We start from the raw sequence: 19,149 nt of genomic DNA on the forward strand, positions 1-19,149 counted from the left end.
GTCAGCCGGCGCGGATCGCCGCCTCCATCACCGCTTTCGCGATCGGCGCCGCACTGCCGCCCCCGCTGATGTCCCCGCGGTCCGCCGACGCGTCCTCGACGACGACGGCGACCGCCACCGAGGGCTCCGGGTCGTCGGCCGCCTGCGCCCAGGAGACGAACCAGGCGTACGGCGTACCGGAGTTGTCGATGCCGTGCTGCGCGGTGCCCGTCTTGCCGCCGACCGTCACGCCGGGGATCGCGGCGTTCGTGCCGGTGCCCTCCTCGACGACCTGCGTCATCATCTCCCGCAGCCGCGCCGCGGTCCCCGGGTTCATCGCCTGCCGCAGCGTCCTGGTGCCGGTGGTCTCGATCACGTCGCCGTCGTCGGTCGTCGTACGGTCCACCAAGTGCGGGGACTTGACCGATCCGCCGTTCGCCACGGCCGCCGCGACCATCGCCATCTGCAGCGGTGTCGCCCGGGTGTCGTACTGCCCGATGGCGGAGAGCGCGAGCTGCGCCTTGTCCATCGACGTGTCGAAGTTGCTGGCGGCGACGGACGACGGGATCCGCAGCCCGCCGTCGTTGAAGCCGAAGCCGCGCGCCGTCTCCGTCATCGCGCGAAGGCCCGTGTCGACGCCCAGCTTCGCGAACATCGTGTTGCAGGACCACTGGAAGGCGTACCGCAGGCTCGCGTTCTTGCAGCCCTCGACCTCGTTGGTCAGCTGCGTGCTGGTGCCGGGCAGGGTGTACGGGCTCGGGGACTTGGTCGGCGCGTCCAGGTCCGTCACCTCTCCCGAGTCGAGCGCCGCCGCGGCCGTCACCACCTTGAACGTCGAACCGGGCGGATAGGTCTGGCGGATCGCCCGGTTCAGCATCGGCTTGTCGGCGGCGCCGTTCAGCTCCGCCCAGCCGGCCGTGACGGAACGGCGGGTCCCGGAGAGCCGTTCGGGATCGTACGAGGGGGTGCTGACCAGCGCCAGGATCTTCCCCGTGGCCGGCTCGACCGCGACGACCGCCCCGCGCTTGCCGCCGAGCCCCGCGTACGCGGCCTGCTGCACCGGCGCCTCGATGGTGGTCTCGACCTTGCCGCCGGGGTTCTGCGTGCGCGTGATGTCGTTCCACAGCGGGAGCGGGGCGAGCATCGGGTCGGTGCCGGAGAGGATGTCGTCCTCGGAGTGCTCCAGGAAGGTCGTGCCGTACACCTGCGAGGCGTAGCCGGTCACGGGCGCGTACAACGGCCCGTTCCGGTACGTCCGTTCGTAGCGGAGCTGTTCGCCGGTGTCCCGGGAGCCGGTGACCGGCCGCCCGTCGACGAGGATGTCGCCGCGCGGCTGGCCGAAGCGGGCGATGGCGTTGCGGCGGTTGGCCGGGTTGTCGTCGAGCGCGTCGGACTGGACGACTTGGACGCGGGTGGCGTTGACGAGCAGGGCGACGAGCAGCAGCGCGCAGAACGCGGCGGCGTGCCGGATATACCTGGTCACGCGGTGTCCTCCGGGACGGGCTGGCTGCGCGCCGAGTCGCTGACCCGGATCAGCAGCGCCACGATGATCCAGTTGGTGACGACCGACGAACCGCCCTGCGCGAGGAACGGCATCGCCATGCCCGTCAGCGGGATGAGCCCCATGACGCCGCCCGCGATCACGAACACCTGGAGCGCGACGATCGACGCGAGCCCGATCGCGAGCAGCCGCCCGAACGGGTCGCGCAGGGCGAGCCCCGCGCGGAAGCCGCGCTCCACGAGCAGGGCGTAGAGCAGGAAGATCGCACAGAGGCCCGCGAGCCCCAGCTCCTCGCCCGCCGTCGCCAGGATGAAGTCGGACTTCGCGGCGAAGCCGATGAGGATGGAGTGGCCGAGGCCGAGCCCGGTGCCGAGCATCCCTCCCGCCGCGAACGCGAAGAGGGACTGGGCGAGTTGGTTCGGCCCTTGCCCAGCGTCGATGGAGGCGAAGGGGTGCAGCCAGTCCTCCACGCGGCTGTGGACGTGCGGCTCCAGCGAGCCGACCGTGTACGCGCCGAACGCGGCCAGCAGCAGGCCGACCGCGATCCAGCCGATGCGGCCCGTGGCGACGTACAGCAGGATCACGAAGAGCCCGAAGAAGAGCAGCGAGGTGCCGAGATCCCGCTCCAGGACGAGGACGCCGACGCTCAGCAGCCAGATCGCGACGATGGGGCCGAGGACACGCCCGGTGGGCAGCTGGAGGCGCTTGAACCGCCAGATGGTGCGGCCGGTGTAGGCGAGGGCGGTGCGGTTGGCGGCGAGGTAGCTGGCGAAGAAGACCGCGAGCAGGATCTTCGCGAACTCGCCGGGCTGGATGGAGAAGCCGCCGATCCTGATCCAGATCCGGGCGCCGTTCACGGCGGGGAAGAAGATCGGCACGAGCATCAGGATCAGCGCGGTGACGACGGAGAGGTAGGCGTAGCGCTGCAGCAGGCGGTGGTCGCGCAGGAAGAGGACGGCGAGGGTGAAGAGGGCCACGCCGACCGTCGACCAGATGAGCTGGGCGGGCGCCGCCTCGTCGTTCGGGGTCTCCAGGTCGAGCCGGTAGATGAGGACCAGGCCCAGGCCGTTGAGGAGCACCGCGATGGGCAGCAGCAGCGGATCGGCGTACGGGGCGCGGAAGCGGACGGCGAGGTGCGCGAGGAGGGCGAGCACGCCGAGCCCGGCGCCGTAACCGGCGGCGCCGGGCGGGACGGTGCCGTTCCTGGCGAGGCCGACGTCGCAGTAGCCGTACACGGAGAGCAGGACGGCGACGACGAGCAGGGCGAGTTCGGTGCCGCGGCGCCGCGGGACGCGGCCGGCCCGGACAGCGGGAACCGCTGGGGGTGCGGAGTCCGCGCTGGTTCCGGCCATGCCCGGAACGTAGCAAGCAATCGCCCTGAAGTCCGCTTATGTCGACTATGTCGGCCGGGCGGTGTGCGAGGGCGTCAGCACCAGCGCGGGAGCTTCCCGATGTTGGTGATGTAGTGCGCGGCGCCCCAGGCCCAGGACCCGTCGGTGAGCAGATACCAGACGTTGTTCTTGCCGACGCGGTCGCCCTTGCTCTTGCAGAAGATGGTGACGACCTTGCCGTAGGGCACGCTGCGGACGACCTTGCTGCCGCGGGTCGGGGAGGTGCGGAGCAGCAGCCCGGTCTTGGCGTTGACGCGCCCCTTGTAGACGGGCGGCTTGCTCTCGGCCTCGGCCGGTCTGTCGACCTTGTTTGGCTTCTGAGCCGTGCTGGGCTTCTCGGCCTTGCTGGTCTTCTCGGCCTTCTCTGTCTTCTCTGCCTTCTCGACCGTCTCGGTCTTGCCGGTCTTGCCGGTCTTGTCGGGGTCGTCCAGGGCCGCGGCCGGACCGGTGACGGTGAGCGCGGCGAGGGCGCAGCCGGCGGCGACCGTGCCGAGCCGGACGGTGGTGGTCCGCAGGGACATGAGGACTCCTCAGGTGAGGGGGCGGGACGGCCGGGCGATTGCGCGAAGGCCGCGATTCTCACTAGATGTGTCACCGTGTGGGCGCACAACCTCACCCACAACCCCAAGAAGCCCACGGGTGGCGCAAGCGCCTAACGCCGCTCGTCCCCGTCGCCGCACTCCGGATCCTCCTCGAACGGCAGCCGCAGGGTCGCCACCGCCCCGCCGTCCGCCGCGTTGGAGAACCTCAGCCGCGCGCCGAGCACCGCCGCCTGCCCGAGCGCGATGGTCAGGCCGAGCCCGTGCCCCTTGGTCGTCCCCTCGGTGCGGAACCGCTGCGGTCCGTGCTCCACCAGGTAGTCCGGGTATCCGTCGCCGTGGTCCCGCACGCAGACGACGGGACCGTCGACGGTCACCACGACCGGCGCCCGCCCGTGCTTCAGCGCGTTGGCGACGAGGTTGTTGAGGACCCGCTCAAGGCGCCGCCGGTCGGTCTCCACGCACACGTCGCGTACGACGACGAGCTCCGTGCCCCCGCCCGAAGAGCGCACCACGCGCTCCGCCAGTGGAGCGAGCTGATGGGCGTCCAGGTCCACCCGCTCGCTCTTCGCGTCGAGCCGGGAGATCTCCAGCAGGTCCTCGGTCAGCGTGCGCAGCGCGGCGACCCGGTCCCGCACCAGCTCGGTCGGCCGGCCCGGCGGCAGCAGCTCGGCCGCCGCGTGCAGCCCGGTCAGCGGGGTGCGCAGCTCGTGCGCGACGTCCGCGGTGAACCGCTGCTCGCTCAGGAGCTTGCCCTGCAGCGTCGCCGCCATCGTGTCCAGCGCCCCGGCGACCGCGGCCACCTCGTCCTGGTGGCGCGGGACCCCGGTGGCGTCCGGGCCGGAGTGCGGGTCCTTGACGCGCGCGTCCAGGTCGCCCGCGCTGATCCGCCGCGCCACCTGCGCCGTCTGGTGCAGCCGCCGCGTCACCCGCGTCACGGCGAACGCGCCGACGAGGAGCGTCGCGCCGATGGCGAGCACCGACGAGCCGAGGATCGCCCGGTCGAGCCCGTCGATGGTGCGGGCGCCCTGCGCGTAGTCGACCTGGACGGCGATGGCCCGCTGCCCGTCGGCGGGCCCCGCGGCCCACATCGTCGGCCGGGACTCGTGGGCGGCGACCATCGTGCCGCGCTCGCCGCTCAGTGCGAGGTCGCGCAGGCTGCCGGGCAGGCCGGGCGGGTCGACGCCCGCGCCGGGCCCGAGCCGGTCGCCCGCCTCGTACCGCTCGGTGACCTCGGCGAGCCGGACGAGGGCGCGCTCACGGGCTTGGCCCACGGTCTGGTTGGTGACCGAGACGTGCACGAGCGCGCCGAGCAGCGCGGCGAGCGCGCAGCACATGACGGTGATGAAGACGGCGGCCTTCCAGGTGAGGGTCGCCGTCCAGGCGGGAAGCCGCGGCCCGCTCGGCTGCCGGCGGCTCATCGCCCGCCGCCCGCGGAGGACGAGGCACCGTCCGAAGGCGTGGCGCCTCCCGAGGGCGTGCCGCTCGCCGAGGGGCGCACGGGGGAGGGGCGGGGCGACTTGGGCCGGGGCGCGTTCGAGGCCCGGACGATCTCGTCGCTCGTCGGCAGCATCGCCTTCTGGTGCGAGTCCCAGGACCAGACGGTGTGGTACTCGTACCCGGCGAGGCTGGAGACGGCCCGGATGATCAGGTCGCGCCCGGCCAGCTCGACGCCGAGCACGGCGTCACTCATCTCCATGATCTGCGTCAACTGCCGCTCCTTCTCGGCGTAGACGCGAATGTCGAGGTTGGCCTCGGGGGTCGAGACGCCGACGATCAGATCCTCCTTGCCGTCACCGGTCAGATCCCGGTAGTACGCCTTGAGGACGGGGCACCGCCCCTTCTCGCCGGAACCGTCCTCGGCGCAGTCCTCGAGCCGCTCGACGGTCTCCTGGTACGCGGAGTCGGAACGCTCGTACGTCCCCGGGTTCTCCGCGAAGTCCGCGCGCACGACGTCGACCGGGTCCACCTTGCGCAGGTCGCCCTTGGGCACCTCGACGCCCTCGACCTTGACGCTCTCTATGGCGCCGTAGTCCTCCGCGGGCACCGAAGGGGACGGCAGGTCGGGCCAGAGGTGGGTGGGGCCCTGGGCGGTCGGCGTCGCGCCGGCGCCCCGCAGCCCGCCCGGATCGCCGCAGCCGCCCACCGCCAGTACGGCGAGGGCGGCGAAGGCGGCGGCCGCGAGCCGGCTGCGGTTCACTGCACTCCTGCCTGCCGCGACACGAGGTCGGCGTAGAGAATGACGCTGTCCGAGCGGTGACCGCCCACGAGCGGCCCGCCGCAGGTCAGCAGGCGCAGCTCGGGTCGGTCGGCCGCCCCGTACACCTTATTGGTGGGGAAGTCCTTCTTGTCGACCCACTGGATCTCCCACACCTCGCAGACCGCCGTGCGGCCGTCCGCGGTGGAGGTCAGGCGTCCGTGCGGCCGCGGCGCAGCATCGCGAAGCCGAGCCCTGCCGCACCGGCCGCCGCCATGCCGCCCCCGGCGACGAGGAAGGCGGGGTCTCCGGCGTCCCGGACACCTCGGGCACCGGTGGCGACACCGCCCTCGGGGTTGCCGACGCGGGGCTGCGGCACGGGGTCGCTCTGGCCACCCCCGCCGTTCTGGCCCTTACGGTGGTCCACATACGTGATGCCGACGTGCCCGTCGGTCCGCTGCAGCTCGTACTTCACGCCGCCCCGCGTGACGGCCGGCCGCGTGGCGGAGAGGGCCGCGACCTCCTTGCCGTCGAGGGAGACCGTCGCCGCGTACGAGCCGCCGCGGTTCTGGACCTTCGCCTTCGCGCCGTTGCCGAGGGTGACCACGAAGGCCTCGCCCCGCGGCGTCGGCGACTCCGCGAAGGCGCCCTCGGCCGGGACGACCAGCGCTCCGCCGACGAGGACGGAGACCGCGGCGGCACGCAGGAGAGGGCGGCGGGCGAGACGGCGGTCGGTGCTCACGGGACGTTCCTTACGGTCGCTCGGCTGCTCGCCCGGCTCGGCACTGGGCTGATCGCTCCGGTGGGACAGGGACGACGTTAGATGCCCGCCGTTGCGGCGATTCAACGGCTACGTAACAGCAGGCCATAGCTGTGCGGGCAGTGCCGTTACGGGACCGGAGGGACTTCACGAGGACTTCACGCCCGGACCGGCCGTACCCGGCGCAAAGACGCCCCAACTTCCGTGGCCCGCCGCCGGGTTCTTGCCGCGGGAGCGTGCGGGCTGGTCCCATGGTCCAGGGGGTGATGGCGCATGACGAAACTGCGCGTCGTACCGGCCTGGCGGCACGGACAGGAACGGTTGTACGTGTGTCTCGCGGACGGCAGGAACGTCGCTTGGTACGACCGTGAGTCGTCCCGCGTCAACCTGCTCAGCGAGGACCGCGAGCGGGACGTCCTGGACGTCCTCGCACCCTTCCTGACCGGTCAGGTCACGGTGGGCCCGCCGCCCGTGCCCACCCCCGGCGAGCTGGCCCGCCTCGCCCTCCACCCCGACGACGACCTCGCGCCCAACCGCCCCGGCGAGGCCCTGCAGATCTCCCTCGACCGCGACCCGGCGCCCGCCCGCAGGCTGCGCGCCGACCCCCGGCACCGCGCGCTCGCCGCCGAGCAGGCGGTCGGTGAGGCCCTGGACGCCCTCGAAGGCGCGGGCTGGCGCGTGCTGCACTCCCTGCCGCTGCCCGGCGGTGCCCGCATCCACCATCTGCTGATCGGTCCCGGCGGCCTGTTCTGCGTGACCACCCTCGGCGTCCGCAAGCAGCGGGTGCGCATCGCCGACCCGTTGGTCACGGTCGGCCGCGCCGAGCCGTTCCCGCTGCTCCGCACGGTCCGCTCGGACGCCGGCCGGGCCTCCTTCGCGCTGACGGCCGAGGTCCGCCCCGTCCTGGCGCTGGCCGGGACCGGCGCCGCCGACCTGGACGTGGCGGCGCCGCCGCGCGACGTGCGGGTGGTGCGTGAGGCGGACCTGCCGGCGCTGGCCCGCCTCGGCGGGGTGCTGAAACCGGCCGATGTGGAGGCGCTGCACGCGCTGGCCAGGGACCGCCACACGTGGGAGCGGGTCTGACGGCCCGCTCCGGCCGGACGGGGATTACAGGTTGTCCCCCCAGCCGCCCTGGATCATGGTCTGGAAGGCCCAGGCTCCGCCGCGCCTGATCAGGATGTCGGCATAGCGCAGCTGCTGCGTCTCGCCGTTCGCCGTCATCACCGAGTCGGTGAAGACGACGGCCATCGCGGGGGAGAGGAAGACGGGCGTACGCGTGGACTCGAAGGTGATGTCCGCGCTGCCGTCGCCCATGACGTGCGTCATGGTCCCTATGAACTGCTCCCGGTCCCACTGCGCCGCCCGGCCGTCGCCCGCGGAGTCGTCGCTGACCAGGTTGAGCGGGAAGACGGCCAGGTCGGCCATGCGCTCCACGTCGCGCTTCGCGCTGTGCGCGTCGTACTCGGCGAACCAGGCGTCCAGGCTCGCGCGGTCCTCGGCGGTCGGGACGTATCCGGTCTCGGGAAGAAGGGTCACGCGGTCTCCTCATCAAGTTTGACTAGTGATGTAGAAGGTATGCCGCGAAGTGCTGCTAGTCAAACTTGATTAGGCGTGACGCCGGTCACAGGTCGGCCCTGCGTCGGTGGGCCGCCGGCGGGTCAGGGGAGCGGGCGCGCCAGGTCGGGATCGGCGAGGGGCCCGAACAGGTCGCCGAGCCGCCGCAGCCGGGGCCCGACGTCGTCCGCGGCGAAGGCCAACTGCCCCGGCTCCTCGCACGCCTCGACCTCGTCCCAGGTCACGGGGGCGGAGACGGTCGGCTCCGGGCGGGCCCGCAGGGTGTAGGGGGCGGCGGTGGTCTTGGCGGCGGCGTTCTGGCTGAAGTCGACGAAGACCTTGCCGGGGCGCAGGCTCCGCGTCATGCGGTGCACGACGAGCTCGGGAAGCTCGCGCTCCGCCTCGACGGCCAGCCCTTTGGCGTACGCGGTGACCCGTTCGGAGGGGGTCGGCTCCAGCGGTACGAGCAGGTGCAGCCCCTTGCTCCCGGACGTCTTCGCGTACACGTGGAAGCCGTCGGCGGTCAGCCGCTCCCGCAGCCAGAGCGCCGCCCGGCAGCACTCGACGACCGAGGCGGGCGGGCCGGGGTCCAGGTCGAAGACCATCCGGTCGGCCCGCGCCGGGGCGGCGGCCCGCCACTGCGGCACGTGGAACTCGGTGACCAGGTTGGCCGCCCACATCAGCGTGGCCAGGTCCTGGACGAGGACCTGCCGCGCCTTCCCCTCGGAGCGGGAGCGCGGCACCTCGGCGGTGTGCACCCAGTCCGGGGTGCCCGGTGGCACGTTCTTCGAGAAGAACCGCTGCCCGTCGGGCCCGTCCGGGTAGCGCAGGAAGGAGACGGGCCGGTCGCGGAGGTGGGGGAGGAGGGCGTCGGCGGTGCTCGCGTAGTAGTGCAGGACCTCGCCCTTGGTGAAGCCGCTCGCGGGATACAGGACCTTGTCGAGATTGCTGAGCGCGAGCCGTCGCCCCTCCACCTCTGTGATCGGCGTCATAGGATGAGAGTCCCACAAAACGCCCATAACGCCACAAAGCCTTAAATCTTCTGCTCGAATCTGCCCAAATCAGCCCGAATCTGCCAGTGAGGTGCCGGACGTGCGATCCATATGGAACGGTGCGATCTCCTTCGGACTGGTCAGCATCCCGATCAAGCTCGTGAACGCCACGGAGAACCACTCCATCTCCTTCCGGCAGATCCACACCGAGGACGGCGGCCGCATCCGCTACCGCAAGGTCTGCGAGCTGGAGGAGCGCGAGGTGCCGACGGCGGAGATCGGCAAAGGGTACGAGGACGCGGACGGCTCGATCATCCCGATCACCGACGAGGACCTGGCGGCGCTGCCCATCCCGACGGCCAGGACGATCGAGATCGTCGCCTTCGTCCCCGCGGACCGCATCGACCCGCTCCAGATGGGCGCGGCGTACTACCTCTCGGCGAACGGCGTCCCCGCCGCCAAGCCGTACACGCTGCTGCGCGAGGCGCTGAAGCGGAGCCGGCGGGTGGCCATCGCCAAGTACGCGCTCCGGGGCCGGGAGCGGCTCGGCATGCTCCGTGTGGTCGACGACGTGATCGCCATGCACGGGCTGCTGTGGCCGGACGAGATCCGTACGCCGGAAGGGGTGGCCCCCGACGAGCACGTGACCGTCCGCGACGCCGAACTCGACCTGGCCGACGCCCTGATGGACACCCTCGGCGAGGTCGACCTCGAAACCCTCCACGACGACTACCGCGAGGCGGTCGAGGAGCTCATCGCCGCGAAGGCCGACGGCGCGACCCCGGCGAGGAAGGCCCCGGCGGGGGAGGGCGGCGGCAAGGTGATCGACCTGCTGGCGGCGCTGGAGAACAGTGTCCGCCAGGCGCGTTCGGCACGGGGGGAGCCGGGGTCCCCGACCGGCGACTCCGGGAGCGGCTCCGAGAGCGACTCCGGGAGCGGCTCCGGGAGCGATTCGATGGCTGAGGTGAGACACATCTCGCCGCGCAAGTCGTCGCGGGCCACACCCAAGCAGGTGGGTGGCAAGAAGTCGAAGTCGACGTCCTCCAAGGCGGCGACAAAGACGACGGCTCGCAAGCCCGCCGCCAAGGCCACCGCGAAGGCCGGCGCCGCCAACAAGCCGGCGGAGAAGAAGACCACCAAGACCACCAAGACCACCAAGACCGCCAAGAGCACCAAGAGCACCACGGCGAAAAAGACGACGGCGGGACGGCGCAGAGCATCCGCCTGAGCCGGCGCCTCGGTCACCGGGCCGACGCGCTCCGGCCCGCCAGCGTCGAGGCGATGACGTCGGTGACGTACGCGTGATGACGGTCGAGGAAGAAGTGCCCCCCGGAGAGCACGTGACAGGAGAAGTCACCGCGCGTCTCGTTCTCCCAGACCCGCACGCTCTCGACCGGGACGCGGGGATCGGCGTCACCGGTCAGGGCGACGACGGGACAGTCGAGCGGGGGACCGTCGCGGTGGACGTGGTTGTCCAGGAGCCGGTAGTCGGCACGCACCGGCGGCAGGATGATCGGCAGGAGTTCGGGCGAGGCGAGCAGCTCGTTCGCGGTTCCGGAGAGGTTGCGCATCTCCTCCACGAGCTCGGCGTCGGACATCTCGGCCACCGGCCGCACCGTCGCGGGCCGCGGGGGCAGCGAGGGGGCCCGCCGCCCCGAGACGAACAGAGCCGCGGGCGGATGCCCCGCCGCGGTCATGCGCCGCGCGGTCTCGAATGCGAGGAGCGCGCCCATGCTGTGCCCGAACAGCGCCGTCGGCACGCCGTCGTCCCACCGGGGAAGCGCGGCGAGCACGGCGTCGACGACGTCCTCCGCCCGCTCGGCGAACGGCTCACCGAACCGCTCCTGCCGCCCCGGGTACTGCACGACGTGCGGGTCGACGACTCCGCTGGCGGCGGCCGACAGCGGATGGTAGGCGCTGGCGGAACCACCCGCGTGCGGGAAAAAGAGCAGACGGGTCCCGGCATCGGGTGCGGGGTGGAAGCAACGTATCCAGTCGCCCACGAGCGCGCCCTCCTTTCGCAGGCCGCGCAGGGCGGCGATGTTTTCACATCAGCATGCCCGAAGCGGCCGCGTCGGCGCAGACCAGGGGGTGTGGCTACGTGACCCGGATCGCCGAGATATCGAACTGCAGCCGTACCTTCTCACTCACCATCGTGCCGCCCGCCGCGAGCCGCTGGTTGTAGACGAGCCCCCAGTCGGTGCGGTCGATGGTGGTGGTGCCGTCGAAGCCGGCCCGCTCGAAACCGAAGGGGTCAACGACCGAGCCCAGGTAGTCGAGTTGCAGGTCGACGGGGTGGGTGACGTCCCGGATGGTCAGATCCCCGTACATACGGAAGCTCTCCCCGCCCTCATGGACGGTGGCGGTGCTGCGGAACACCATCTCCGGGTAGCGGCGCGCGTCGAAGAAGTCGGTACCGACGAGATGCGCGTCCCGCTGCTCGACGCCGGTGTCGACGCTGTCCACCCGGATGACGATCTCGGCACGCGACTCGGAGGGCCGGTCACCGTCGAAGTACAACGTGCTGTCGTAGTCGGCGAAGGCACCCCGGACGGTGGTGACCATCGCGTGCCGCACGGAGAACCCGACCCGGCTGTGCGGCCGGTCGATGGTCCACTGCCCCGTCAGCTCCCGCAACGAGGAGTCGAGCGCGACACCGCCGGCCGGCGGCGGCTCGACGGTGGCGGTGGCGCCGGTCTGGCGACGGCTGAAGATGCCCACGAGGTCGTCCCCTCCTTCGAATTCGATCACCCCGTGCTATCACGGCATTCGAAGGAGCCCCCCAGCAAGATGAGCCGCCTCGTCCGGCTTCCATGGTGCCGACGGCAAAGATGCACAGGATCGACATGATGTGGATGCACGGACGGCCGAACGAGAATCACCCAGCGTCACGAAGCTCCCCGCTCCTCCTCGGGCGTACGCCCCTGCGCCGTCCCCGTTCCATGGGCACAGCGGGCGAACACCCGACGGCGACCCCCGCTCCCGATTGACGAGCACCCGGCGAAGCGGCCTGAGCCCACCCCACCACGCGAACCGCTCCCCAGGAGGAACCCCTCCACTACTCAAACAAGCCCGAATCACCCCAACCCCTTCCCATTGGCGGGCCTGGCCGCCAGTTCGCTCGTCCGGGTCCGGGCCCCTTCTGCGACCAGGAGACGCGCGAGGTCGTCCCGTGCGCTGTCGAGCGCGGCGAGTATCTGCGCACGGGTCTCTTCGAAACCGGGATCGGCCTCGACTCCCAGGTCATGCCGCAGCGCGACCCGTAGCAGGTATACGCCGTCGGACAACGGGCCACCGAACCACGTATCGGCCCGCTGATACGCCCCGTCGAGGTCAAGGTCAGGACTGCTCGGCAGGTGCTTGACCACCGCATACCCGATCCCAAGAGACCTGTTGAGCGCCGAAGCCACGTCCAGGACATCCTTGGCCAGCGCCATCTGCGCCTGGGAGTACTCGTCCGCCCAGGCCTCCTTCGCGCTTTCGAGCAGAGCCGGGTCGACGCTTTCGCCGCGCTTCGCCGCCAAGACGGCGTCCCGGGCGGCGACTCGGTAAGCGCGGGCGGTGGTGTTCAGACGGGCATAGAGATCCCGCCGGGCTTGCACCACCTGCTCGCACCGCTCCTGCTCACGTTCGCGGTCGGCCCGCTCGTTCTGCTCCCGATTGGCGCGCTGACTGAGCACCGCCCCACCGAGGGTTCCCCCCAGCGTCCCTCCGACGCTGATGAGCGCGACGGCAAGCGTGGTCACATCCACGAAATCCTCCAACTCGTCCGGTCGTCCGGTCGTCCGACGGCAGCCGACGGCGGATGGCCGCGCAGTCTTCACAAAATTTGGTTCATCCCAAATTGGGCGTCAGACCTTGATGACGGTGGCGCGCGTTCCGCATAGGGCCGTGACATCTTCCGGGTCAGAGGTGAGCACGGTGACGGGCCCAGGGGCGGCAAGGGCGGTCGCGCTGAGCATGGCGTCGATGGCGTACTTGTGGCCGTGCAGGCCGGCCTCGGTGAGCAGGGCGGCGGCGTGGCGTGCGACTGCGTCGGTGACCGGCTCCACAACGAGGCGGGAGAGTGTCCACTCCAGGGCCGGGCGGTTGATGCGTGGGTGGACGACTTCCACCAGAGTGGCCGCTGACGTGATCACACGCAGGTCATCGGCGCGCGCCAGGGTGAGCCAGGCGGTGACGGTACGGTCGCGCAGCACGGCCTTGGCCAGCCCCTCGCTGTCGAGCACCAGCGTGCCGCCCGGGGTGGCGGGGGACCCTGTCACGCCGCGCTTGCCTCGTCGCCGGTCTGCTGTGCGCGCGCCTGGTGGAGCTGGTCGCGCAGGGCCTGCACCTCATCATCAGTGATGGGGCCGTGCTGTGCCTCGGCGACCTGGATGAGTTCGTTGAGGTTGTCGCGCTCGATCTGACGGGCGACGGCGGCGGCGACATAGGCAGACAGACCGGAGGGGCCACTGCGGGCGCGGGCAGCTTCGGCGACGTCCCGGGGCATAGTGATCGAGAACTTCTGGGTAGGCTCGCTCATGCTCTCCATGCTACTTCGGATGCTACCGCCGTGTAGTCGGTAAGGGCTGAGCTGCCCTGGTACTACGGATCAAGATCCAGGCGGCGCGGTCGTAGTGGGGGAACGTGTACCGGCAGGAAGAAGTCGTCTCGGCGTTGGATGCTTGGGTGGCCCATGAGGGCGTGTCGGCCGGTGAGTCACGGTGGCACCCTCTCGGGCGGGCGGTGCGGGCCGCCCCGGGCTGCACATACGCGAAGACCCCGGCCTCAGCGTTTCCGCTGGTGACGGGGTCTTTGGGCACCTTCTGCAAGGTGCCCCCGGCAGGATTCGAACCTGCGCACACGGCTCCGGAGAGCATGCTCATGACATGCTTGATTATGGCTCTGACCTGTGAGGGAGCCTGTGGGCCGCGTCATCTCGTCTCGCTCACACGCTCCTCACACGAACGCAGGGGGAAGCGGCGTGGGTCACCTCCGGCTGCTGAGGTTCGACGGAAGGCGACGACGTGATGGGCTGCAACACCCCGCGGGTGTTGCAGCCCCGTACTCAGGTCGGACAGGTGGGACACCGACGAATCCCGCTGTCCCACCTATTTGTGCAGGTCAGCGCTCTAACCGGACAGTCGGACACGTGGGACACTTCCTTTGGCGCCCTACGTCGACCGTGGGCCACCGTGGGAAGCTGGAAGCAGTGAGCCGCCTATCAAGCGAGATCATCGAAGGGGAGGCTAGGTGCCGCCGGCCAGTCCGCGAGACACGTACCTAGAGGTCTCGGATTCTCTACGTCAGAAGATCGAGAAGAGCAAGATCTCTGAGAAGCTGCCGTCTCAGGCGAAGCTGATGGAGATCTACGGCGTGAGCCGCAGCACCATCGAGCGTGCGTTGGGTGACCTGAAGAGCAAGGGCGTTATCGAATCCGTCCAGGGCGCTGGCTGGTACGTGGTGGGGACGGGCGACCGGCGCCCGCTCGTCGAGAAGGTGACGGACCTCTTGCGGACTGACGGAGTCAAGGTTGGGGACCCCTTCCCCACCGAGAAGGAGCTGTGCGAGCGGTTCGAGGCTTCCCGGACGGCGATCCGCTCTGCCATTGCGCAGATGGAAGGACAAGGGCTCATCGGCAAAGGAGCGACCCGCGGGCGGGAAGTCCGCGCGCTTCCCATCGGACAGGGGGACCGCAAGGTATGACGGCGGGCGAGCGCACCGAATTCGACGCGGCCTCGGCCGAGAGCATCTTGCGGAAGGCGTGCGATGTCGCCCACGTAGATCCGGACGGTATCGCGATGCAGCGGTTCGGCGACCACGCTGTCTTTCGCATCGATTACGGCCGGATTATTTCGCGCGTCGGTCGGAGCCCTGACCGACTGCCATCCGTCCGCCGAGAAGTAGCCGTAGCTCAGTGGCTCGCAGCCGAGCGATACCCGGCTGCCCGGCTTGTCACAGAAGCTGAACAACCCGTCGTCGTCGATGGCCATCCAGTGACCTTCTGGGAGGGGTTGGCCGATGGCGACACGTACGCGAGTACGCGAGAGATGGGCGAATTGCTTCGGCGGCTCCACGAATTGGAGCTGCCGACTTTTTCGCTCCCCGAACTCCGACCCTTCGACAAGGTGAATCAGCGCTTGCAGCGCGCCGCGATCCCGTCGAGCACCCGAGCCTATCTCGCCTCTCTGGCAGATGAGTTGGCGAGCGAGTACGACCGGCTATCGTTCGCCCTGCCGACCGGTCACCTGCACGGAGACTTCAATGTTGGCAACGTCCTGCGTGATGCTGTGAGACGCCCGAAGGTTATCGACCTGGACGGCTTCGCGATCGGTCCGCGTGAGTGGGACCTCATGCAGACAGCCATGTACTACGACAGCTTCGGCTGGCACACAGAATCCGAATACGCCGACTTTGTGGACGGCTACGGCTTCGACGTCCGGAAATGGTCCGGGTATGCCGTCCTACGCAGGGTGCGCGAACTGCTGATGGTCACATGGCTTTCCCAGAACGCTGGCACGAATCCGCGCGCTGCCGAGGAAGTTGAGAAGCGTGTCGAGACGCTACGCTCGGGAGGATCGCGCCGCGACTGGGCGCCGTTCTAGGATCTTTCGGGCACGCAGCTTACGAACTAAGCTGCGGCTTGAGGAAGTTGAAGCTGAGAGCTTACAAGGGTGGGGGCGTGGCAGGTCGACCACGGACACGTCAACAGGGGATGCGCACCCGTGCGTACCACAGCCCGCGGAGCCTTCGGGGGATTCCATCGGCTCCGCGAGAACCTGAGAGGCAAGATCGAGCGTCCCGGATCTCGCTCTGGCTGACGTCTTGGGGAACCTTTATCTCCGCTATTGCAGCCGCAGCCGGATTGATTGTGAGCGGAGTCGCTTCGTATGCTGCATTGCAGGCCGCGCGAGACACGCGAACCTCGGTGGAGCAAGAACAAGAACAGCGGAAAGCAGAGCAAGCTTCCCGGATCACTTATTGGGAGGAAGAGACGGCGTATCTGGAAGAAGAAGGTGACCTGCGCAAGACTAAAATTCATGTGCTCAACCGGTCGCTGGATCCTGTTCCGCGATGGAGCTTGGAGTACTGGGGGCCAGGGTTCGGGTTTACAGACTCCATGGAACAGCGAATTGCTTTCGGTGCGCTGCCGCCATGCACAGAGCTTGTAATTAACTCGCCAGTCGTCTTTTACGAGCTGGAATGGCGCCTAGGGGGCGCGGGGCAAAGCATGGCGAGTTTCCAGAAACTTACTTTTACAGACACGCACGGGAATACATGGACCCGCAACGTCGATGGCGCATTGTTCGGCGAATCTGAATTCGGTGCAAACTCCTTTCGTGACCTGAATAAGACTCTGAAGGACTCAAAATCCACCATGCGCCCGGCTGAGGAGTGCGGAAGTGGGGGTTGAGCTGGTTACTGCTTGTCGACCCGTTGCCAGAGGCGGAAGGTCCGGGCCTGTTCCGCAAAAATCCGGAACTCCGCAGCCTGCTTCACTCTGTCTGTGACGCGCCACTGAAATTCCTGTACGTATTGGACGCAACGTGCGGACTTCAACCCTTCGCCAAGCTGCAGTGCGCTGAGCGCAATTTCGAAGCCCCGCCCGGTTTCGCCCTGACCGAGGTACGCCTCTGCCTGCACCATGGTCGCGAAGAAGTCGCTCCGGTTGTTCAGGCCGTCCCCAAAGATGGAACCCGCGCCCCGCTCCGTCGCCTGCACGGAGCGCCCCAAGTCGCGGAAGCAATGCCCGAACTCGGCTGCCAACTCCACCTCATCGAAGTACGCGATGTACGCCGGATCGCTATCGGCCGTGCGTCGGCTCAGGTGTCGTTCCGCCTCGGACAGCGCGAGATCACACCCGCGTTCGTCTCCCAGGCGTGCCAGCGCTCGCGCTTCCATCGCGCGGAACTGTGCGGCCAGCGTTGGCGTGAGGCTGCCGGCCGGGCCCGTGAGTGCGGCACGCGCCAAGGTCGCGGCTTCGCGGTATCGGCCGACGAACGTGGCCTGATGGCTCATTGCGGAAAGGATGCTGCCTCCGAGCAGCCGGTCACCGGCTGCCTGCGTCATGCGAAGGGCCTGGATGAAGTACCGCTGTGCGATGCCATGTAGGCCGCTGTCGTACGACATCCACCCCGCGAGCAAGAGCGCTTCGGCCACAGCTGAGTGGAGCTCCCTCCCGACGGCGTCGGAGTACTTGCCATCGAGCATGGGCCGAACGTCGGTGTGCAGGTACTGAATCAGCGCCCGCCGAGCGTGGCCACCGCCGAACTTGCCGTCAAGCATGCTGAACGCGTCAGCAGTCGAGCGAATCATCTCCACGTCTACGGCGCCGACGGAGCGGTTTCCGGTCCGCGTGAGTTCACCGTCGGGCGGGGATACGAGCCACCTCACGGAAGCCTCGTTCCAAGCCGCGGAGTCCGGCAGTGCGCGAACCAGCGGCTCAGCGTCGGCAAGGTCGGCACGCCACAGGTCGGCCACGGTGGTGGTCGCAGTCTCGGGACGGTCCGCGAAGTCGAGACCGAGGTTGGGCTGTATCGCTGAGACCGCCGCGTCGCCCATCCCGATGTCGTCAATCGTGAGTTGGCGTCCCAGCTTGCGCCCGATGGCGTCTGCGATGAAGCGCGGCATGTCGCCCCGCGGGATGGCCCCCTTGAGCCACCGACTGACGTAGGTGTGATCACAGGTGATGTCCTGGCCTGCGCGTGCGGCAGCGACGACTACCGCGCGGGCCAGCGACTTGTGAGAGAAGCCGCCTTCATCCATCAGCGCGGCCAGCCTGGCGTTCCGGTCTGCCATCGAACCCCCATGAGCGGCCGAAGTCCCAGCTTGACTCAACGTCACTCTACGCAGGTCAGCCCTGGGGTGCAGGGGGTTTGCACGTCGGAGTGCACGAGTGCACCCCCAAGTGCACGCTCCCGAAGTGCCCTCCGGTTGGCGACAGTTGAGTCACCACCGCGAAGCAGGCGGTTCCGAGATCGAAAAAGCCAGAGCGCTTGACGACCCGGAATCGATCTGTCAGCGTGAGTGGTAGGTAATACACACCACGCATTGAGGGAGGTGTGCAGCACCGATGTACGTCCGGCGGGTCCTGTGGCTTTGCGGCCAGGGGAGCCCCTTCCAGGGGTTACCGCGCTCGTCGGAAGCGTTCGTTCCTTGACAACTGAATGGGGATCACGCCGCCTCTCCTCGGCCAAGTAGGCGGCCACGCGGGCTCCGGTCCGCGTGAGGTACAGCGCAACCCAACCTCTCGCAGCGCTCTGACGCTGCGGCCCCGGACAGCTGTGATGGCGGCAGATCAAATCTGCCTCCGGGGCGCTGCCCCGCCGCGTACGCGGCACACGGGCCTGCGGGGCGACCGCCTCTCACCACCTCACGACCACGGTCGCCCCGCCCATCGCACGTTCCCTGTCTCTTCACCTTCCTGGAGTTCGACCATGACCGAGCGCACCTTTGACTCCGCCACCTCCGGCCCGATCGTGCTGGGCCTGTCGCTGCCGGTCGGCAGCGTCCGTGTCCAGGTCATCGAAAGCCTGATCAGCGCCCGCGTGGTGCTGCGCACCGACGACAGCACCGGGCCCGCGGCCGACGCGGTCAACCGGGCCCGCAGCGAGCAGAACGGCCAGGTGCTCGGCATCGAGGTGCCGGACATGCCGGACGGCGTGATCGTGCGAGGCAACCGCGGCACCGTGATCCAGAGCGTCAGCAACATGAGCATCGTCGGCGGTACGGTCCGCATCAACGGCCGCGTGGTCTCCGGCGGCATGGGCAACATGCCGACCGTCAGCCCCATCGAAGCCGTCGTCTCGCTGCCCGCCGGATCATCCTTCGGACTCGCCGGCACGTCCGCGGACGCCGAGGTGTTCGGCTACGTCGACCGGATGGAGTTCCGCTCCGTCTCCGGCGACCTGGACGCCGACGGCGTCCGGCAGCTCACCGCCAGCACCACCTCAGGCGACATCAACATCGGCCGCGTCACCGAGCAGATCACCGCACACTCGGTCTCCGGCGACATCGAGGTGCGCCTGTACGACGGCACCGCAGGCAGCCTGAACACCACCTCGGGGGACATCGAGGTTCAGGCCACCGGCGCCGCCTCCGGGCACGTGAGCGCCCACAGCATCTCCGGCGACATCCGGCTCTCCGGCGCCCGCCACCTGAGTGTGTCTGCCGAGAGCGTCTCCGGCCGCGTCCGCCGCTGAGCTCCTGTACTACCGCCCCGATGGTCGCTGGCCGGGTTCGACTCCCGGCCGG

Annotated in this window: 21 protein-coding genes; 6 read left to right on the plus strand and 15 right to left on the minus strand. The window is 69.5% G+C overall.

All coding sequences use genetic code 11. The features are described from left to right. Position 1: 1 nt before the first annotated feature. The 7 genes from ACI2L3_RS22975 to ACI2L3_RS23005 all read right to left on the minus strand — a co-directional run bounded on the left by ACI2L3_RS22975 (position 2) and on the right by ACI2L3_RS23005 (position 6,349). Positions 2–1,462, minus strand: coding sequence for a penicillin-binding transpeptidase domain-containing protein (locus ACI2L3_RS22975; RefSeq protein ID WP_404754244.1), 1,461 nt, complete (start codon positions 1,460–1,462; stop codon positions 2–4). Further along, positions 1,459–2,832, minus strand: coding sequence for an FtsW/RodA/SpoVE family cell cycle protein (locus ACI2L3_RS22980; protein WP_404754245.1), 1,374 nt, complete (start codon positions 2,830–2,832; stop codon positions 1,459–1,461). The genes ACI2L3_RS22975 and ACI2L3_RS22980 overlap by 4 nt, the downstream gene beginning before the upstream one ends. A gap of 74 nt (positions 2,833–2,906) precedes the next feature. Further along, positions 2,907–3,392 (minus strand): SH3 domain-containing protein, encoded by a 486-nt coding sequence (locus ACI2L3_RS22985; RefSeq protein WP_404754246.1) that lies wholly within the window; start codon positions 3,390–3,392, stop codon positions 2,907–2,909. Positions 3,393–3,523: 131 nt separating this feature from the next. Further along, positions 3,524–4,831: an ATP-binding protein gene (locus ACI2L3_RS22990; protein ID WP_404754247.1), complete on the minus strand. Its 1,308-nt coding sequence runs from the start codon at positions 4,829–4,831 to the stop codon at positions 3,524–3,526. Continuing rightward, positions 4,828–5,610, minus strand: a complete 783-nt coding sequence (locus tag ACI2L3_RS22995; RefSeq protein WP_404754248.1) for a hypothetical protein — start codon at positions 5,608–5,610, stop codon at positions 4,828–4,830. The genes ACI2L3_RS22990 and ACI2L3_RS22995 overlap by 4 nt, the downstream gene beginning before the upstream one ends. Further along, positions 5,607–5,783, minus strand: a complete 177-nt coding sequence (locus ACI2L3_RS23000; protein ID WP_404754249.1) for a hypothetical protein — start codon at positions 5,781–5,783, stop codon at positions 5,607–5,609. The genes ACI2L3_RS22995 and ACI2L3_RS23000 overlap by 4 nt, the downstream gene beginning before the upstream one ends. Positions 5,784–5,818: 35 nt before the next feature. Beyond that, positions 5,819–6,349: a hypothetical protein gene (locus ACI2L3_RS23005; RefSeq protein ID WP_404754250.1), complete on the minus strand. Its 531-nt coding sequence runs from the start codon at positions 6,347–6,349 to the stop codon at positions 5,819–5,821. 291 nt (positions 6,350–6,640) lie between these two features. Between ACI2L3_RS23005 and ACI2L3_RS23010 the strand changes: the two genes are divergently transcribed. Then, positions 6,641–7,450: a nuclease-related domain-containing protein gene (locus ACI2L3_RS23010; protein WP_404754251.1), complete on the plus strand. Its 810-nt coding sequence runs from the start codon at positions 6,641–6,643 to the stop codon at positions 7,448–7,450. Between the two features lie 24 nt (positions 7,451–7,474). On the opposite strand, the gene ACI2L3_RS23015 is transcribed toward ACI2L3_RS23010, so the two are convergent. Beyond that, positions 7,475–7,903 carry a nuclear transport factor 2 family protein gene (locus tag ACI2L3_RS23015; protein ID WP_404754252.1) on the minus strand — a complete coding sequence of 143 codons (429 nt, stop codon included), beginning with the start codon at positions 7,901–7,903 and terminating at the stop codon, positions 7,475–7,477. Positions 7,904–8,025: 122 nt separating this feature from the next. Further along, entirely contained in the window at positions 8,026–8,913 is an 888-nt protein-coding gene (gene ligD, locus ACI2L3_RS23020) for a non-homologous end-joining DNA ligase (RefSeq protein WP_404754253.1), read from the minus strand. Between the two features lie 100 nt (positions 8,914–9,013). Here ligD and ACI2L3_RS23025 point away from each other — a divergent pair, with 100 nt between their 5' ends. Then, positions 9,014–10,141 carry a Ku protein gene (locus tag ACI2L3_RS23025; protein ID WP_404754254.1) on the plus strand — a complete coding sequence of 376 codons (1,128 nt, stop codon included), beginning with the start codon at positions 9,014–9,016 and terminating at the stop codon, positions 10,139–10,141. Between the two features lie 13 nt (positions 10,142–10,154). Here ACI2L3_RS23025 and ACI2L3_RS23030 read toward each other — a convergent pair whose 3' ends face one another. The 5 genes from ACI2L3_RS23030 to ACI2L3_RS23050 all read right to left on the minus strand — a co-directional run bounded on the left by ACI2L3_RS23030 (position 10,155) and on the right by ACI2L3_RS23050 (position 13,438). Beyond that, positions 10,155–10,916 (minus strand): thioesterase II family protein, encoded by a 762-nt coding sequence (locus tag ACI2L3_RS23030; protein ID WP_404754255.1) that lies wholly within the window; start codon positions 10,914–10,916, stop codon positions 10,155–10,157. 94 nt (positions 10,917–11,010) lie between these two features. Next, complete coding sequence (locus tag ACI2L3_RS23035) at positions 11,011–11,634, minus strand: YceI family protein (RefSeq protein WP_404754256.1); 624 nt, start codon at positions 11,632–11,634, stop codon at positions 11,011–11,013. 356 nt (positions 11,635–11,990) lie between these two features. Beyond that, the gene (locus tag ACI2L3_RS23040; RefSeq protein ID WP_404754257.1) at positions 11,991–12,665 is read right to left on the minus strand and encodes a hypothetical protein; all 675 of its coding nucleotides are present in this window, start codon (positions 12,663–12,665) and stop codon (positions 11,991–11,993) included. A 99-nt stretch (positions 12,666–12,764) separates the two neighbouring features. Further along, on the minus strand, positions 12,765–13,178 hold the full coding sequence (locus ACI2L3_RS23045) for a type II toxin-antitoxin system VapC family toxin (RefSeq protein WP_404754258.1): 414 nt from the start codon (positions 13,176–13,178) through the stop codon (positions 12,765–12,767). After that, on the minus strand, positions 13,175–13,438 hold the full coding sequence (locus tag ACI2L3_RS23050) for a CopG family transcriptional regulator (RefSeq protein ID WP_404754259.1): 264 nt from the start codon (positions 13,436–13,438) through the stop codon (positions 13,175–13,177). Before ACI2L3_RS23050 ends, ACI2L3_RS23045 begins: the two co-directional genes overlap by 4 nt. A 710-nt stretch (positions 13,439–14,148) precedes the next feature. On the opposite strand from ACI2L3_RS23050, the gene ACI2L3_RS23055 reads away from it, so the two are divergent. From ACI2L3_RS23055 to ACI2L3_RS23065, 3 genes are all read left to right on the plus strand, one after another. After that, on the plus strand, positions 14,149–14,601 hold the full coding sequence (locus tag ACI2L3_RS23055) for a GntR family transcriptional regulator (protein ID WP_404754260.1): 453 nt from the start codon (positions 14,149–14,151) through the stop codon (positions 14,599–14,601). Then, positions 14,598–15,500: a phosphotransferase family protein gene (locus ACI2L3_RS23060; RefSeq protein WP_404754261.1), complete on the plus strand. Its 903-nt coding sequence runs from the start codon at positions 14,598–14,600 to the stop codon at positions 15,498–15,500. Before ACI2L3_RS23055 ends, ACI2L3_RS23060 begins: the two co-directional genes overlap by 4 nt. Positions 15,501–15,823: 323 nt before the next feature. Beyond that, positions 15,824–16,309: a hypothetical protein gene (locus ACI2L3_RS23065; RefSeq protein WP_404754262.1), complete on the plus strand. Its 486-nt coding sequence runs from the start codon at positions 15,824–15,826 to the stop codon at positions 16,307–16,309. 5 nt (positions 16,310–16,314) lie between these two features. On the opposite strand, the gene ACI2L3_RS23070 is transcribed toward ACI2L3_RS23065, so the two are convergent. Further along, positions 16,315–17,694, minus strand: a complete 1,380-nt coding sequence (locus ACI2L3_RS23070) for a hypothetical protein (protein ID WP_404754263.1) — start codon at positions 17,692–17,694, stop codon at positions 16,315–16,317. A gap of 638 nt (positions 17,695–18,332) precedes the next feature. Here ACI2L3_RS23070 and ACI2L3_RS23075 point away from each other — a divergent pair. Continuing rightward, positions 18,333–19,097: a DUF4097 family beta strand repeat-containing protein gene (locus ACI2L3_RS23075; protein WP_404754264.1), complete on the plus strand. Its 765-nt coding sequence runs from the start codon at positions 18,333–18,335 to the stop codon at positions 19,095–19,097. Positions 19,098–19,149 lie beyond the last annotated feature (52 nt).

This window comes from Streptomyces sp. NPDC029674, assembly GCF_044903205.1.
Classification (GTDB): Bacteria; Actinomycetota; Actinomycetes; order Streptomycetales; family Streptomycetaceae; genus Streptomyces.

Bases quoted from the DNA above. Each gene is read 5' to 3' on its own strand.
- ACI2L3_RS23050 (WP_404754259.1), bottom strand. From the start codon at position 13,438: ATGAGCGAGCCTACCCAGAAGTTCTCGATCACTATGCCCCGGGACGTC.
- ACI2L3_RS22990 (WP_404754247.1), bottom strand. From the start codon at position 4,831: ATGAGCCGCCGGCAGCCGAGCGGGCCGCGGCTTCCCGCCTGGACGGCG.
- ACI2L3_RS23010 (WP_404754251.1), top strand. From the start codon at position 6,641: ATGACGAAACTGCGCGTCGTACCGGCCTGGCGGCACGGACAGGAACGG.
- ACI2L3_RS23060 (WP_404754261.1), top strand. From the start codon at position 14,598: ATGACGGCGGGCGAGCGCACCGAATTCGACGCGGCCTCGGCCGAGAGC.
- ACI2L3_RS23075 (WP_404754264.1), top strand. From the start codon at position 18,333: ATGACCGAGCGCACCTTTGACTCCGCCACCTCCGGCCCGATCGTGCTG.
- ACI2L3_RS23070 (WP_404754263.1), bottom strand. From the start codon at position 17,694: ATGGCAGACCGGAACGCCAGGCTGGCCGCGCTGATGGATGAAGGCGGC.
- ACI2L3_RS22980 (WP_404754245.1), bottom strand. From the start codon at position 2,832: ATGGCCGGAACCAGCGCGGACTCCGCACCCCCAGCGGTTCCCGCTGTC.
- ACI2L3_RS22985 (WP_404754246.1), bottom strand. From the start codon at position 3,392: ATGTCCCTGCGGACCACCACCGTCCGGCTCGGCACGGTCGCCGCCGGC.
- ligD (WP_404754253.1), bottom strand. From the start codon at position 8,913: ATGACGCCGATCACAGAGGTGGAGGGGCGACGGCTCGCGCTCAGCAAT.